Annotated in this window: 11 protein-coding genes; 4 read left to right on the top strand and 7 right to left on the bottom strand. The window is 32.7% G+C overall.

The window, feature by feature from the left end; genetic code table 11:
* Positions 1–161: 161 nt before the first annotated feature.
* A complete protein-coding gene (locus K5R64_RS06870) occupies positions 162–1,475 on the bottom strand; it encodes an ammonium transporter (RefSeq protein WP_220762119.1) in 1,314 nt (437 codons plus the stop codon).
* A 295-nt stretch (positions 1,476–1,770) separates the two neighbouring features.
* Positions 1,771–2,580 (bottom strand): T9SS type A sorting domain-containing protein, encoded by an 810-nt coding sequence (locus K5R64_RS06875; protein WP_220762120.1) that lies wholly within the window; start codon positions 2,578–2,580, stop codon positions 1,771–1,773.
* Between the two features lie 469 nt (positions 2,581–3,049).
* Between K5R64_RS06875 and rpsA the strand changes: the two genes are divergently transcribed.
* The 4 genes from rpsA to K5R64_RS06895 all read left to right on the top strand — a co-directional run bounded on the left by rpsA (position 3,050) and on the right by K5R64_RS06895 (position 7,032).
* Entirely contained in the window at positions 3,050–4,825 is a 1,776-nt protein-coding gene (rpsA, locus tag K5R64_RS06880; RefSeq protein ID WP_220762121.1) for a 30S ribosomal protein S1, read from the top strand.
* Between the two features lie 124 nt (positions 4,826–4,949).
* Positions 4,950–5,816 carry a T9SS type A sorting domain-containing protein gene (locus tag K5R64_RS06885; RefSeq protein WP_220762122.1) on the top strand — a complete coding sequence of 289 codons (867 nt, stop codon included), beginning with the start codon at positions 4,950–4,952 and terminating at the stop codon, positions 5,814–5,816.
* An 18-nt stretch (positions 5,817–5,834) separates the two neighbouring features.
* Entirely contained in the window at positions 5,835–6,302 is a 468-nt protein-coding gene (locus tag K5R64_RS06890) for a DUF5362 family protein (RefSeq protein WP_220762124.1), read from the top strand.
* Positions 6,303–6,477: 175 nt separating this feature from the next.
* Positions 6,478–7,032, top strand: coding sequence for a fasciclin domain-containing protein (locus K5R64_RS06895; RefSeq protein WP_220762126.1), 555 nt, complete (start codon positions 6,478–6,480; stop codon positions 7,030–7,032).
* A gap of 75 nt (positions 7,033–7,107) precedes the next feature.
* Here the strand turns inward: K5R64_RS06895 and pheT are convergent, their stop codons facing one another.
* From pheT to K5R64_RS06920, 5 genes are all read right to left on the bottom strand, one after another.
* Positions 7,108–9,528: a phenylalanine--tRNA ligase subunit beta gene (gene pheT, locus K5R64_RS06900; protein ID WP_220762128.1), complete on the bottom strand. Its 2,421-nt coding sequence runs from the start codon at positions 9,526–9,528 to the stop codon at positions 7,108–7,110.
* Positions 9,529–9,653: 125 nt separating this feature from the next.
* Entirely contained in the window at positions 9,654–10,517 is an 864-nt protein-coding gene (locus K5R64_RS06905) for a bestrophin family protein (protein WP_220762129.1), read from the bottom strand.
* A 95-nt stretch (positions 10,518–10,612) separates the two neighbouring features.
* On the bottom strand, positions 10,613–11,551 hold the full coding sequence (locus K5R64_RS06910) for a phosphatase PAP2 family protein (RefSeq protein ID WP_220762132.1): 939 nt from the start codon (positions 11,549–11,551) through the stop codon (positions 10,613–10,615).
* A gap of 54 nt (positions 11,552–11,605) precedes the next feature.
* On the bottom strand, positions 11,606–12,466 hold the full coding sequence (locus K5R64_RS06915; protein ID WP_220762134.1) for a neutral zinc metallopeptidase: 861 nt from the start codon (positions 12,464–12,466) through the stop codon (positions 11,606–11,608).
* Positions 12,467–12,516: 50 nt separating this feature from the next.
* Complete coding sequence (locus K5R64_RS06920) at positions 12,517–16,572, bottom strand: PAS domain S-box protein (protein WP_220762136.1); 4,056 nt, start codon at positions 16,570–16,572, stop codon at positions 12,517–12,519.
* Between the last annotated feature and the right edge of the window lie 73 nt (positions 16,573–16,645).

Genomic DNA, 16,645 nt, shown 5'->3' on the forward strand with positions numbered 1-16,645 from the left:
GTTGGTTGTAATGTTTGAATTTCATATTTAACTATCTAATATCAATAACTAAATATACGAAATAACCTATAAAAAACCAAATATATACAAAAAAACCGTCTCAGTTTTGAGACGGCTTCTTTTCGTATTTGACAGGTTATTTACATTGTAAATAAAAATTTTTAAAGGTATTCTCCGTGTTGAGATATGTCTAAACCTAATTCTTCTTTGTCTTCGGATACACGTAATGGTGTAATTTTGTTTACAATAAAAAATAAAGCGTAAGAAGCAATAAAAGCAAAAAGAGAAACCATTACCAAAGCAATTGTTTGATTGAAAAACAATTTTGTTTCTCCAAATATAAGTCCTTGATCTACAACAGCAGGGTTAACAGTAGAGGAGGCAAAAACTCCAGTTAATAACATTCCAGTCATACCGCCTACGCCGTGACAAGCAAATACATCAAGTGCGTCGTCGATTTTTCCTTTAGGAAATAAGCTAACCATGTAGTTGCTCACTAAACTACTAAATACACCTATGAATATTGCGTGAGGAATACTAACGAATCCAGCTGCTGGCGTGATAGCAACTAACCCTACAACGGTTCCGATACAAGCGCCCATTGCAGAAAGTTTATGACCTAAAATTTTATCAATAAATACCCAAGCCATACCAGCTGCCGCTGCTGCTACAGTAGTAGTTCCTAATGCTTGAGTGGCTAAACCATTAGCTCCTAAAGCTGAACCAGCATTGAAACCGAACCATCCAAACCATAACAATCCTGTTCCTAATAATACATAGGTAATTCGGGCAGGGTTTACTTTTTGTACTTTTCTTTTACCTAAAAACATAGCTCCAGCTAAGGCAGCCCATCCAGCACTCATGTGAACAACTGTTCCTCCTGCAAAATCTAATACACCCATTTGGAAAAATATTCCATCAGGATGCCAAGTCATGTGACATAAAGGAGTGTAAATTAACAAGATGAACAAAACCATAAATAACATATATGCCCAAAAACGAATTCTTTCGGCAAAAGCACCTGTAATCAAAGCAGGTGTAATAATTGCAAATTTTGCTTGAAATAAAGCAAAAAGCATAAAAGGAATAGTTGGGGCTAAGCTCCAAGCTGTCTTTGTACCAACACCTTCAAACATTAAATATTCAAGCGGGTTTCCAATAATACCTCCAATACTTGTACCGAAGGACATACTAAAAGCAATAACAATCCAAAGTACACTTACAATTATCATTGCCATAAAACTTTGAAGCATTGTACTGATTACATTTTTTTTCCCTACCATACCACCGTAAAAGAATCCTAATCCAGGAGTCATTATCAGTACTAAAGCAGTTGCAACAATCATCCAAGCTGTATCGCCAGTATCAAAAGTAACTGCTTCTGCAGGAACAGGATGAGGAGTTAGTAAGAAATTTGAAAAGAAGGTAAAAACCAAAAGAGCGATTAATATCACGCTAAGAATAATTTTTCTCATGTTGATTGTTAGGTTTAATTTAATTGGAATAGTATTTGTAATTTTTTGGCAAATGTATAAAAAAATTATTCACACCACCTAATTGTATGGGGTTGCTTTGTGATTTTTGGTAAATTAAACAGTTTTACCCCTTTAATTTTGATGGATGATGGTGTTTAGATTTTTTTTTGTTCCAATGAGGTGTTTTAATAGTGATGTTAAATTAAATGGCTGAATAATTGTTTTTCATAAAAAAATGGCAATTATAACTTGAGTCATGAGGTTTTACTCTTTGACAAATACATGATATTTTTGTCTAATTTTTTAAAAATTTATACCTTTTACCATTTGTAAGTTTTAGGTAATAAATGCCATGGGTTAGGGATTGTACGTCAATCGTTTTGTTGTTTTCGATAATGCCCTCCAAAACAATTTTACCTTCATTATTATAAATGTTAAAATTTTCAGGTTGGTTTAAGCCATTGATATGGATGTAATCATTGGTTGGATTTGGAACTATTAAAATTGAATGTTCCGATATAAATTCTTGGTTGTTTAAGGTGGTATTATTTATAAAAGTTTGAAAATAATAATCACTCAATATATTTATGATACATCCTGAATTATAGGCGCTACCTCCTACATAAGAAGCTCCTCCACATAAAGCACTGCCTTGATACCATTTGGCACTCACATTAATGGGTATAAGTACTAAAAAATCTTCATCACACATTTGGTTGGGGAGCACGGAAAGTTGTAGGGTGTAGTTTTGGCCTGAAACCAAATTAGCAGGTGTATTGAAAGTTATTTCTTTTAGGGTGTTTGTGCTTCCGGTAGCAAATGAAACATTTTGTGTAGCAAGAACAGTTCCTCCGCAAGTACCTTGGTAAATAGTAGCTACACAATTCATATTGCTAGTGTATATGCATGAATTTACTGAAAGGCTAACTTTTACTTTCGAAAGTTGTCCCGAAATCCCTGCCGTAAAAGATTGTGCAAGAGTTTGAGAGTCGTTCAGAATAGAGTAGCTGGTGCAGCTGCCTGTGAAATTTACATCTAAAGTTTGCGCCTTACTTCTAGTGGAAAATAGCAACATGAGTAGGGGTAAATAGTAAAGTTGTTTCATAATATATGTAATAAAATGTTTAATAATATCAAATATAATAATAGTAGTACTACCTATTTGAAGTCGATATTAATAAATTATTAACAATATACGTCTTATGTTTTGTGAATAGGATAGTGTTTGTTTGGTGGGGTGAAAGTGAGTATGTGGTAGCTTTTTGTATTGAAATCTTAGTTTTGTGAAAGATGACTTACTGTTAAAGTATGGAGGTGTGTGGATTCAATGTGTAATTTAATGCCATTTTAATTAATTAAATCAAGCATAGTGATGAAGGAACCTAAAATTAAATAGAGTTTTACGGTGATTATCAGTCTTTTTTGTTTGTAGTTACAGAAAAATAGATTAATTTTGCAGACCTTTTGGTGAATAAGAGTTTCCATTAGGTATCAACTAATTATATAAACAACTTCTGTTGTTTTCTATCACTTAAGAAACTCAAGAGAGCGCAGAATACAAATTTTTAATCAGCATGTCTGAACAAATCCAATCACAAGAAGAGTTTTTAGCAAATTTTAACTGGCACAATTTCGAAGAAGGTATTGATGTAGTAGATGAAAAAAACTTACAAGAATTCGAAGATTTAGTGTCTAAAACATTTATCGCTACAGATCAAGAAGAAGTAGTAGAAGGTGTTGTTGTTAGAATTACAGATAGAGACGTTATCGTTGATATCAATGCTAAGTCTGAAGGTGTAATTTCATTAAACGAATTCCGTTACAATCCTAACTTAAAAGTTGGTGATAAAGTAGAAGTATTAATTGACATCCGTGAGGATAAAACAGGTCAATTAGTATTATCTCACCGTAAAGCACGTACTATCAAATCATGGGATAGAGTTATCGCTGCTAATGAAACTGGGGAAATCGTTAATGGTTTTGTAAAATGTAGAACTAAAGGTGGTATGATCGTTGATGTTTTTGGAATTGAAGCGTTCTTACCAGGATCTCAAATTGATGTGAAACCAATTAGAGATTACGATGTTTACGTAAACAAAACTATGGAATTCAAAGTGGTGAAAATCAACCACGAATTTAAAAACGTTGTTGTATCTCACAAAGCACTTATTGAAGCTGATATTGAAGTACAGAAAAAAGAAATCATTGGTCAATTACAAAAAGGACAAGTATTAGAAGGTGTTGTTAAAAACATTACTTCTTATGGTGTGTTTATTGACTTAGGTGGTGTTGATGGATTAATCCATATTACTGACCTTTCTTGGTCAAGAATCAACCACCCATCTGAAGTTCTTGAATTAGATCAAAAATTAAATGTTGTAATCCTTGATTTTGATGATGAGAAAACAAGAATTCAATTAGGATTGAAACAATTGAACGCTCACCCATGGGATGCATTGGATGCAAACTTAACTATTGGGGATAAAGTTTCTGGTAAAGTAGTAGTAATCGCTGATTACGGTGCATTTATCGAAGTAGCTGAAGGTGTTGAAGGGTTAATCCACGTTTCTGAAATGTCATGGTCAACTCATTTACGTTCTGCTCAAGATTTCGTAAAAGTAGGAGATACTGTTGAAGCAGTTATCTTAACTCTTGACAGAGACGATCGTAAAATGTCTTTAGGTATCAAACAATTAACTCAAGATCCATGGACTGATATCACTGCTAAATACCCAGTAGGTTCTAAGCATACAGGTATCGTTAGAAACTTTACAAACTTTGGTATTTTCGTAGAATTAGAAGAAGGAATTGATGGATTAATTTACATCTCTGACTTGTCTTGGACTAAGAAAATCAAGCACCCATCTGAGTTTGTAAATGTAGGTGAAAAATTAGAAGTAGTAGTATTAGAATTAGATGTTGAAGGACGTAAATTATCATTAGGTCACAAACAAACTACTGCTAATCCTTGGGATCAGTACGAAGATTCATTCGCTGTTGGAACTATCCACAACGGAGAGATTTCTGAGATTGTTGACAAAGGAGCTACTGTAGAATTTGGAGATGATATCGTTGCTTTCATTCCTACTCGTCACCTTGAAAAAGAAGACGGTAAGAAATTGAAAAAAGGGGAATCAGCAGATTTCAAAGTAATCGAATTCAACAAAGAATTTAAAAGAGTAGTAGCATCTCACACTGCTATCTTCCGTGAAGAAGAAGAGAAGAATGTGAAAGCTGCAACTGAAAATACTTCATCTGCATCTACTAACGCACCAGCTGCGACTTTAGGTGACAACAATGATGTATTAGCTGCATTGAAAGCTAAAATGGAAAAATCTGAGAAAAAATAATTCTCAACTTTTTTATAATAGAAAGCCTCACAGGAATGTGAGGTTTTTTTTTGTTTAAAATTAATTAAAGTAAGAAAATATTTAGTATTGGTTTTTGTTGTATATTTACTCTAAAATCTTACATATGAAGAAAAACTACTTTACCCTAATTACATTATTGATACTCAATTATGCATCTGCTCAGATTGTTTCTATTCCTGATGCTAATTTTAAGGCATTATTATTAGCTGCTGATACTAATAATTCGATTGCATTTTATGGTTGTAACCGCTTAATGCCTATAAAAATAGATGTTAACAATAATGGTGAAATCGAAGTATCAGAAGCTACTGCTGTTCAAGAATTGGTTATTGATAATGCCAATATTAGTAATCTTGAAGGTATCAGTTATTTTACTAGTTTGACCGAACTTAGTTGTCAAAATAACTTATTTAGTTCTATTGATATTAGTGGAATCAGTGAGCTTGTAAGCTTAAATTTAGACAATAATCCCAATTTGGTTTCCATTAATGTAAATAATAATAAGATAAAATTTTTAAATCCTAACTCGGGTTTAACAGCTAAAACTATGAATCCTTTTCCACCGGCACCATGTGGTATTAATGGTGTCAGTATAATAAATTGCCCAAATTTGAATTCGATTTGTATTGGGGAGTCATTTCACGAAGATTTGACCTCTTATCTTGCCTATTACAATATTACGGGAATATCCTATACTTGTACAACCTTAGAAAATTCGAATTTCGATTTTTTAACTAATTTTACAATTCATCCCAATCCAGTCACTCATTTTTTAAATATAAGAAGTCAAAGTGGAGAAGTTATAGAGTCAATTAGTGTTTATAACATTTTGGGTGAGCTTGCTTTGGATTTACGAGCAAATAATGAAATTTCGTCTATTGATGTTTCAAATTTAAAAACTGGAAATTATTTTTTAAAAATAAATTCTAATAAAGGGACTACCACAATTAAATTTGCAAAGAAAAATTAAATCTAAATTTTAGAAACTATGGAAGAAAATTATAATGAAACCGAGTTAAAACCGATTTTTGACTTATCACTTGAAGCTCAGGGATTTTTAAAAGAAACTGCTAAATGGGGGTATTTTCTTTCTATCTTAGGATTTGTCTTTATTGGGCTTATTGTTATTGTGGCTTTTTTTATAGGTAGTATCTTTTCTAAATTTAATAGTATTGGAAATGGGATTAATCCCATGATGGGAATAAGTGGTGGAATTTTTTCAGTGATTTATCTTCTTATTGGTTTGGTGTACTTTTTTCCAGTATATTACTTGTTTAAATTTTCTTCGAAAGTGAAAAATGCATTTAAGTTCAGTGATAATCAGCAATTGAATGCATCATTTGAATATTTGAAATCTCATTATAAATTTATGGGTATAGTGGCGTTAATTTTTTTATCGTTTTATGTGGTCGTATTTTTTATGACTTTTATTGTGGGGATTATTTCATCTTTATAAATTAAGATTTAAACTAGTTTTAAAACTCCAATGTTCTTTTTTGTCATTGGAGTTTTTTTATATCTAAAGTGTTGATTTATAGATTTGAATGAAAAAGTTTTATTTTTTTCTTCTTTTTTTAAAACCAAATCGAATCTTCTAGCGTAAATGCTATTATAACTTAATAAATAAATTTATGAAAACTAGAAAATTTTTATCAGTAGCATTTTTAGCATTAGTATTCGGGGCAACTTCTTATGCTCAAAAAACAGTAATGGTGGGTGGAGCAGCCATGTATCCTACTAAAAACATTGTTGAAAATGCAGTAAATTCCAAAGATCACACAACACTAGTTGCAGCAGTAAAAGCAGCTGATTTAGTTGAAACTTTGCAAAGTAAAGGACCCTTCACTGTTTTTGCTCCAACAAACGCAGCTTTTGATAAATTACCAATGGGAACAGTTGAAACTTTATTAAAGGCAGAGAATAAAAAGACATTACAAACGGTTTTGACCTATCATGTTGTAGCTGGAAAAATGAATGCTTCAGATATAGCCAAAGCAATTAAAATGGGTAATGGTAAAGCAACTATGAAAACCGTAAGCGGTGGTACTTTAACTGCTTGGATGAAAGGTAAAAAACTATACATCACTGACGAAAAAGGAGGAATGTCAATGGTTACAATTGCCGATGTGAATCAATCAAATGGGGTTATTCACGTAGTTGATGCGGTACTTTTGCCAAAATCATAGGGGTGTCTTTAAAAGTTAAAAATCCCATTAGTTTTTTCAACTAATGGGATTTTTCTATAATGGAATAAATGAATATTATCTCAAACTAGCGCCTAATTCTGTTTCAAAATTAGTTTGCAATTTACTCATGATTTTATCAATTTGTACATCAGTCAGTGTTTTGGTACTGTCTTGAATGGTGAAGCTCAGCGCGTACGATTTTTTTCCTTCTGGAAGTTTGTCTCCTTGGTACACATCAAAAAGATTGATGTTTTTCAACAAACTTTTTTCTGTTTTTTTGGCTACCTCGTAAATAGCATCATAGCTTACTGTTTGGTCAATCAACAATGCCAAATCCCTGCGAACTTCAGGATATTTAGGAATGTCAGTATATTTAATTTTTAATGAAATGGCTTTTAAAATAGCATCCCAGTTAAAATCAGCATAAAAAACTTCTTGCTTGATACCAAAGTGTTTCAAAATGGATTTTTTAACTACACCAAATTCTACCAAGGCATTGTGTCCCGTTCCTATAGCAACTCCTTCTGAAAACACATCTGAACTTACAGGTGAATTTTGTGTTTTTTGAATCCCCAATCGTGCTAAAACAGCATCTACATATCCTTTGAATAAAAAGAAATCAGATGGTTTTAGTGTTGATGTCCAGCTTTCGGAATTTCGATTTCCAGTAAGAAATAAAGTTAAATGTTTTTGCTCTTCAAAACCCGATAAAAATTTATGGTACGATTTTCCAAATTCATATAATTTTAAGTCACTATTCTTACGGTTGATGTTGTATGAAATAGCTTCTAATCCCGAAAACAATAAAGATTGACGCATAGTTGCTAAATCATTACTCAATGGGTTTAACATGGTTACATTGTGTTCTTCTTTCAAATTCTCAGAAAGTTTAACATAATCAGCCGTAGTTAATGAGTTAGCCATCATTTCATGAAAGCCTTGAGAGTTCAATTGAGAGGCAACAATATTTTGAATTTTATAATCTTCATTACGTGGTGAATTGCAAACAGTAGCATTTAGTTTACCTGAAAAACCAATATTGTTGTACCCATATACTCTCAAAATTTCTTCGATGACATCAATCTCTCTTTGTACGTCCACTCGGTAGGCAGGAATGGTTAGTCCTAATCCAGCTTCAGAGACACTATTAACTTTAATGTCTAAAGAAACCAATATTTGTTTGATAGCATCTTTTGGGATTTCTTGACCAATGATTTTGGTAACATGACTAAAGTTAAGAAAAACAGTAAAATCCTCAATTTTCTTTTGGTACATATCACTCACATCAGAGGTTACTTCACCACCTGCCACTTCTTTAATCAAAATGGCTGCACGTTTCAATGCATAAGCCGTAATGGTTGGGTCGATTCCTCTTTCAAATCGGAATGATGCATCAGTACTCAATTGATGTCTTTTAGCAGTCTTACGAATGCTTACTGGATTGAAGTAGGCACTTTCTATAAAAATATCTTTGGTATGCTCCGTAACTCCTGAGTTTTTTCCACCCAACACTCCTGCAATACACAAAGGGCCTTTTTCATCACAAATCATCAAGTCTTCTTCGTGTAACGTTCTTTCCACATCATCAAGAGTAGTGAATTTTGTACCTGATGGAAGTGTTTTTACTATGATTTTTCCATTAATTTTAGAAGCGTCAAATGCGTGAAGAGGTTGACCTAAATCGTGTAACACATAATTAGTAACATCGACTATGTTATTTTTTGGGGTAATCCCAATTGCTTTTAAGCGATCTTGTAACCAGTTAGGAGATGGTTTTACTGTTACTCCCGAAATAGTTACTCCACAATAACGAGGAGCTAAGGTAATGTCTTCAATTTTAGTATCAATTTTCAACGTTCGCATATCCACTCTAAAATTGGATATCGATGGGGTAATCAATTCGGTGTTGATTCCTTTTTGCATTAATCCAGCTCTTAGGTCACGAGCCGTTCCTAAATGACTCATAGCGTCAGCACGGTTAGGAGTCAATCCAATTTCAAAAACTTCATCGTTTTCAACCTTGAATACTTTAGCTGCTGGAGTACCAGGTACCAAAGATTCATCAAGTACCATAATACCATCGTGACTATTACCAAGACCTAATTCATCCTCAGCGCATATCATCCCAAAGCTTTCTTGTCCACGAATTTTTCCTTTTTTAATGGTAAAAGGATTTCCATCAGCATCATATAGTATAGTTCCAATGGTCGCCACCGGCACTTTTTGTCCCGCAGCTACATTGGCAGCTCCACATACCACCTGAATTGGAGCTTCAGCACCAATGTTTACTGTGGTAACTTTCAAACGATCAGCATCTGGATGTTGCTCACAAGTCAATACATGTCCTACTACGATTCCTTCTAAACCTCCTTTAACAGATTGGTATTTTTCTATACCTTCTACTTCAAGACCTAAATCAGTAAGTAAGTTCGATACTTCCTCAGATTTCCAGTCGGTTTTTATGAATTGTTTCAGCCAGTTATAAGATATCTTCATTTTGTGTTTTTTTCAAGGTTGCAAATATAAACATTGTCTATCGAGGTTCAAAGTTATTAACCTCACTTTTTAAGAATATTTACAACGGAATTTAGTTGGATTAGCTGTGGAAAATACGTTTCTCATTAGAGTAATTCTTCTACATGTTTTTTAATGTTTTCAGCAATTTTCTGTGTTGGTAAATCATTATCATCGTTTCCAAAGGGTTCTTCAATTTCTTCGGCAATTAATTCCAAACTCGCCAAAACATAAAAGATAAAAACCACTACTGGAATCACCAGATAGCCTAAATTAAATACATAACCAAATGGCAATGTCATGACATAGAAAAAAATAAATTTTTTCAAGAAAACACTGTAAGAATATGGAATAGGGGTGTTTTTGATACGTTCACACGCACCACAAATGTCGGTAAAAGATTGAATTTCACTGTTGATGATAATGAGTTGGTCCCCCGTAATTTTTTGATTTTTATACAGTTCATTAATTTTTAAAAACATCATTTTAGCCACTTGGTTTGGGCGATGGGTGTGATGATCTACAGGTAATACGATATCTTCTGCTAATTGTTTGCCTGTTTCTTCGTCTTTGAGATGTTTATTCAAAATGGCTGCATAACTCGGTATCATTTTTCTAAAATATATCTTGTCTTTTTCATCTTCTAAAATAGCATTTAGTTTTATTGCCAAATTTCGACTATTGTTAACTAATGCGCCCCATAATTTGCGTCCTTCCCACCAACGGTCATAAGCTGTATTTGTCCTGAAAACTAAGAGTAGTGAAATAACAAATCCCAACATTCCATGCATTATAGAAATATTTTTTACACGACTGTCTTCTGGTAAATGCCAATATTCTAATTCTAAATACGCGATTACCTCAGCATACAAGCCTATAAGTATCATCAAGGGTAACAATTTTCGAAATGTATCTGCTTTATGAAAGCGAAAGATAAAGGTAAGCCAGTCTTTAGGATTGTAACTAATCATTTGTAAATTAGATTTTTAATAAGGAAATAAAATAACAACTTTCGATTATAAATTGCAGCTATCACTTTTTGGTGCTGATTTTTATTTTAAAAAAGTTAAAAACTGCCAATAAAATGTAAGCCTACCATCGTACTTGAAATTTGCGGAACCCATTGTTTATTCATTTTGAATTTTTTAGGATTTTCAATTACCGCTGTACCTTTGTTTTGGGCCATTTGTTTTCGGCTACTGTTTACTACAGATTTCCCGATGATGGTTCCTACTAATCCTCCTACAAGTAAATCCGATACCCAATGATTATGGCTCTTAATATCAGCTAAAAATACTCCCGTTGCTATCGTGTAAGGTATCCAGTAATTGTTGTACTCCATTTGGAAAACTTTGGCAACTGAAAAATAAAAAGTAGCATGAAAAGAAGGTAGAGCAGTACCGTCAGCCTTACTTTTAAAATAGACAGGGTGATAATTCCCAAAATCCCAGTTGTTTTTTGTCCAGGGCGATTCTACAGGATTGTCATCGTTCAAACGTCGTTGTGGTCTATGTCGCGCAAAAATAGTTTTTAGAACTAAATGCGATAATACATAGGAATAGGCAACAGACTTTACTGCGTTAATGGCCACCACCTGACCTTTTTCATGATTGGCAATAAAGGAACCAGCATACAAACCTAAGATGGGGTAAAGTATATAAGCATTATTGCCTTGTGACCAATCAACTCCTGTTTTTAAGACGTCAATTTTTGGAAGCGTATAGTCGATGTTTGGCTCAATGTGGTCATGTAAAAAACCAGTTGTGATTTTATCGGTAGCAATTAATCCAAGTATTCCTCCTGTATATAGGGCTGTTCTTTTCCAATCAGATGAGATGGTATGTCCCATTTCACTAAAATCATTTGGAACACTCAAAACACTATTTTTAATTACAGTAGCAGCGGTCTTAAAAGTACCTTCTTTTTTAATTGATAAACTGTCTGTTTGTGAAAAAATAATGCTAGTCGAAAATAGGATGAAAAGGAGTAGAGTAGTTTTTTTCATATGAAAACAAAATATTTTATAATTTGACGCAAATATACATTTAATTGATTGTTGTTATTGAATCTCCTCAAATGTGTTTCCTTGTTGTAAATCGCCAGTTTTGAAACCTTTCATAAACCAATATTTGCGTTGTTCTGATGTACCATGTGTAAAAGATTCAGGAACAATGTGGCCTTGAATTTTTGCTTGGATTGCATCATCTCCTACAGCATGTGCTGCACTTAATGCTTCTTCAATATCACCAATTTCTAATACGTTATTCATTTTTTGGTTATAATGGGTCCAAATACCAGCATAAAAATCAGCTTGAAGTTCAAGAGCTACTGATAGTTTGTTGGCTTCGGCTTTGCTTTTGCCTTGCTGCATCTTACGCATTTTGGCAGAAGTGCCTAATAAGGTTTGTACATGGTGACCTATTTCATGGGCAATAACATAAGCGGTGGCGAAGTCACCACCTTGGGCACCAAATTTAGTTTTGAGTTCTTCAAAAAAAGTCATGTCCATATAAACTTTTTGATCTCCGGGACAATAAAATGGCCCAGAAGCCGAAGAGGCACTTCCACAAGCCGTGTGAACCCCACCTGAAAAAAGGATTATTTTGGGTTTTACATAGGTAAGATTGTTTTGAGCAAATAAGTCACTCCAAACATCTTCACTATCTGCCAGTATGGTTTTTACAAATTGTTGTTCTTCTATTTCAGTTGCAGTTAAATCTCTTTGTTCACTTGGAGTAGTTTGTTCTTGATTCATTTGCTCCAAAATGGGAGTAATCATTTGCGCATTTTCTCCTCCAAAAATATTGAGTAGCAAAATAACAATACCAATAATTCCTCCACCTACTAGTGTTTTTCCACCTCCTGAGAAGCCTCTTCTGTCTTCCACATTGTCACTTTGTCGTCTGCCTTTCCACTTCATAGCTTTATTTTTTTTAAATGAGACTTAAATTAGAAATTGTAACAGTGGTATTACTGTAGCCACTGCGCTAGTTTTTCTTCTATGATTCCTTTTACGATAGGTTTTGAAATATAATCATTCATTCCAGCAGCAATACATTTATTTTTTTCTTCTTTTTCAGCTCCTGCTGTAATGGCAATAATTGGTAAAACTTTGCCGTTAGCAAGTTCACGAATAGCTTTGGTTGTTTCGTAACCATTGATTTTAGGCATTTGTATATCCATAAATATCAAATCGGGTTGTATCGTTTCAAATTGATGTATAGCTTCTTCACCATTTTGTATTTCAAAAATAATTGCTTTTGGAATAAGATTGGTTAAAATTGTTTTTAATAACAACATGTTAATCTTATTATCTTCTACTAGCATAATGACAGGTTTGTCATTTTGGAGTAGGGCAATACTTTTGAGAGCAAGATTTTCGGCATCATGAGAAGGAAGAATGTAATTTTCGTCCTTTTGATTGGAAGTTTTAATGGTAATGTCAAAGTAAAACGTACTGCCCACTTCAATTTGACTCTCTAATTCCAAATAGCTATCCATTAACCCCAATAATTTATTAGAAATTGAAAGTCCAAGTCCTGTTCCACCAAATTTCTTTGTGGTAGAATTATCTTCTTGTGAAAAAGCACTAAAAATTCGACTCTTATTTTTTTCTAAAATTCCAATTCCGGAATCCATAACAGCAAAACGAATCACTGTTTTTTCATTGGTCATGGATTGGCGTTTGGTTACTTGTAATTTTACAAAGCCTTTATTGGTAAATTTTACCGCATTAGACAATAAATTGATTAATATTTGCTTAATACGTACTTCATCTATCCAAAAATAAGTTGGCACATCTGGTGCGATGAACAATTGTAAATCAAGATTTTTCAAATTAGAATCGAAAGAAATTAAATCCATAATTTGATTGAGTAAATCTTTGATTTCGACACGTTCAATAAATAATTCGAGTTTTCCTGCCTCAATTTTTGAAAAATCCAAAATATCATTGACGATGCCTAATAATGTATGTGCTGATTGACTTACTGTTACCATGTGTTTGAGTTGATTTTCACTCAATTTGGTTTTCATTAATAAATCTGTAAAACCAATGATTCCGTTCAGTGGAGTTCTTATTTCGTGACTCATATTGGCCAGAAACTCTGATTTTGCCTTATTTGCAGCTTCGGCATATTTTTGGCGTTCGATGGCTTGTTCGGCTTCTTTTCTTTTGGAAACATCCAACATGATACCCTCGATATACATTATTTTACCATTTTTAATAACGGCATCACCAAATTCTTCTACCCAAGCGATTTCTTGGTTTTTTTTGATAATTCGATAATTTAAATGAAATGGTTCTGACTTGGCTAATTTCAGGGCTGATTCGGCGATGACAGCAGCTACATCTTCGGGATGAATCAAATCCGTATAGGCCAATTTTTGTTCTAGAAAATCCTTTTTTGGATAACCAGTTAATTTTTCAATTTCATCATTCAAATAAATTTTGGTAAAATTTTGGTCATTTTCAGAAAGATATACCGTACCAGGTATGTTGTTTGCTAAGAGCCTGAATTTTTCTTCACTTTCATAAATAGCCAGTTCCGAATCGATGCGTTCTAATGAGGCAGCAATATTTTTGGCTAACATTTGCAGAATGTTTATTTCATCTTCCACCCAATTTCTATCGATCGAAGTGTCATCAAAACCTAAGAAACCATGAAATTCACCCTTTACAAATACAGGGAATAGGATAAGGGAACGAACATTTAAATTGAGTAATTTGTTTTTTAAAGATGCATTTTGAATGTTCTGTACTTTGGCTTCAAAAATTTTATTCTGAAGTAATGGCACTAATAATTCCTCATAATAGTCATAAGGAAGGTTTTGAAGAGCGGGATTAATAGGAGATAGGGTAGTATCCCCACAAAACCATCGGTACTGTTGGCTGATGGTTTTGTTTTGAACATTGGCTTTATAGTAATAGGAACGATGAGAGTGGGTAGTTTTTCCCATTAATAGTAAGATATTAGAGAAAATATCATCAACATCTTTGCTAATTAAAAATTTCTCTGTACAAACGGTCATTGCCGCTAATAATTCACTTTTGTATCGTAGTTTATCTTCGATATCAATTCTCATTTTTGACTCAAACGAAATAGCAATAATATCTGAGATAGAACGAGCAAAATTGATATCCAAATTATCCCAATTATAGATGGTATCTGTGGCTTCGAAGCAAATAATCCCTTTTAGTTCTCCGTTAATTATAACTGGAGTATCAAGTAAGGAAACGATTCTGTTTTGAGGGAAATAATCTTTGCAAAATTCAAAAGCAATTTGATTTACATATACATCAGACGCTACTACTTGTTGCATCTGTTCAATATTCGAAAAGTAGTTGGGATATTGATTTCGAATAATAGAAGGTTCCCGAGTGAAATTGTCGAATTCTCTATTATAAAGGTACCTGCAATCAATTTGTTTTTCGTTATAATCCCAAAAGCTAACCCTTTCAATTTTTAATGTTTTGGCAGTTAACTTTAAGATATATTTGATTTTAGTGTTTAAACTTTCGTTGTTAGAATAACACTGTTCAGTAAATTGTTTAAGAGCTGAACTGTATTTTTGATTTTTTAATTGCTGTACAGACTTTTCTTTTTCATTGTTTTTTAAGAAAGTGATATCATGAGCAATACCAAAAAAACCAATAATTTTTCCTGTTTCACTGCGGTTAATTGCTACTTTTTGGGAAACCCAAACGACTTCTCTGTTTTTTTTCAAAAAAGGAAATTCAATAACAGGATAACTATTCATATCATCAGTAGGATGATTGTAAAAATTAGTTACAGTTTCTTTAAAATCGTCCCGAATTAATTTTTTGAAATTAGAATTATAGAGTTCTTCTAAGCTATAGCCAGTAAGCATTTCAGCATGTTTATTGATAAAAATATAATTGCCAAAACGATCCAACTCAAAAATAATATCACTAGCTGTTTCTACTAGATTTTCATACGATTTTTGGATGCGTATTTGTTCTGTAATATCTTGGCCTATACCTATATATAGTGTTTCGGAATACTTTTGATAACTCCATTGGATGTATTTAAAACTTCCATCTTTACATTTGATATTGTTTAAAAACAATTTACTATCAAGAGCACCGTCATTAAAAACTTCAGTAATAAATTCATCGCTTTTTGTGAGTTCCAAAAAACGAGTTCCCATTACTTCTTTGCCTTCATACCCAAGTATGGTTTTTATGCTTTGACTACAAAAAATAACTTCTTTGTTAGTGTTTATCGCAATGGTCAAGAAGTTACCTTTATGGACAATTTCATTAGAAAAACGGAATTCATTTCTAATATTGATAAATGAAAGATGTCGAATGAAATTGACACAAAATACGATTAAACAATAATTAAAAAGAATTAGTAGTGGCTTGGCTGCTAATAAATCAAAAGCGTATATAACACCAATTATTGTAAAAACATAAGCAACATAATACCAATAGTAGCGTATGGGTTTGAAAATATTAAAAGCAAATAAAAACATGATAATAAAACCAACATAAGGAATGCTATCAGTAGGATTGATAATGATATTTCTCGTGACATTCAATAAAAAAAGACAAAATAAAATTTTGAAAATCAGGTGTAAATAATCAAAAATTCTTGTGATTTTTTGGCTTAAATAATAGATGGATATGAATAAACTTCCTAATGTAATGTTTCTAACGAACAAACTTTGCGGTCTTACATTAAAAATTTCCAAAGAGCATTCTATGACAATGAAAAACAACCCAATGTATAAGAAATAGAGTTGGTATTCTTTGTTTTTAGTATTTTGGTCTATATAAGTATCTGAAAATTGAGGTCTTAGAATTGTTTTGGGTCGCAGATAAACATAAAAGAAAACAAATAAGAGAATAATAAATAAAATAGCGATGGTTCTAAAAAAACTTTTTTCATTAGATATGGTATCCAAAGGTGAAAAATAAGTGATATCTATCAAATTCACGCGCCACCTAAAGGAAGCAACGGTTGATAATAATAAGTTTTTTAGTAGGAAGCAATAAAACATAGTAGGTTGTTTAATTTCAATGAATTGCCCTTAATGGAACGTAATTTAAGGAAAAAATGGGGCTAAATTTTAA

This window comes from Flavobacterium sp. UMI-01 (assembly GCF_019656315.1).
Lineage (GTDB): Bacteria > Bacteroidota > Bacteroidia > Flavobacteriales > Flavobacteriaceae > Flavobacterium.

What these genes read in the sequence shown, in the direction of transcription:
- K5R64_RS06905 (WP_220762129.1), bottom strand. Translation starts at nt 10,517, where the DNA reads ATGATTAGTTACAATCCTAAAGACTGGCTTACCTTTATCTTTCGCTTT.
- K5R64_RS06920 (WP_220762136.1), bottom strand. Translation starts at nt 16,572, where the DNA reads ATGTTTTATTGCTTCCTACTAAAAAACTTATTATTATCAACCGTTGCT.
- K5R64_RS06895 (WP_220762126.1), top strand. Translation starts at nt 6,478, where the DNA reads ATGAAAACTAGAAAATTTTTATCAGTAGCATTTTTAGCATTAGTATTC.
- rpsA (WP_220762121.1), top strand. Translation starts at nt 3,050, where the DNA reads ATGTCTGAACAAATCCAATCACAAGAAGAGTTTTTAGCAAATTTTAAC.
- pheT (WP_220762128.1), bottom strand. Translation starts at nt 9,528, where the DNA reads ATGAAGATATCTTATAACTGGCTGAAACAATTCATAAAAACCGACTGG.
- K5R64_RS06910 (WP_220762132.1), bottom strand. Translation starts at nt 11,551, where the DNA reads ATGAAAAAAACTACTCTACTCCTTTTCATCCTATTTTCGACTAGCATT.
- K5R64_RS06870 (WP_220762119.1), bottom strand. Translation starts at nt 1,475, where the DNA reads ATGAGAAAAATTATTCTTAGCGTGATATTAATCGCTCTTTTGGTTTTT.
- K5R64_RS06885 (WP_220762122.1), top strand. Translation starts at nt 4,950, where the DNA reads ATGAAGAAAAACTACTTTACCCTAATTACATTATTGATACTCAATTAT.
- K5R64_RS06890 (WP_220762124.1), top strand. Translation starts at nt 5,835, where the DNA reads ATGGAAGAAAATTATAATGAAACCGAGTTAAAACCGATTTTTGACTTA.
- K5R64_RS06915 (WP_220762134.1), bottom strand. Translation starts at nt 12,466, where the DNA reads ATGAAGTGGAAAGGCAGACGACAAAGTGACAATGTGGAAGACAGAAGA.
- K5R64_RS06875 (WP_220762120.1), bottom strand. Translation starts at nt 2,580, where the DNA reads ATGAAACAACTTTACTATTTACCCCTACTCATGTTGCTATTTTCCACT.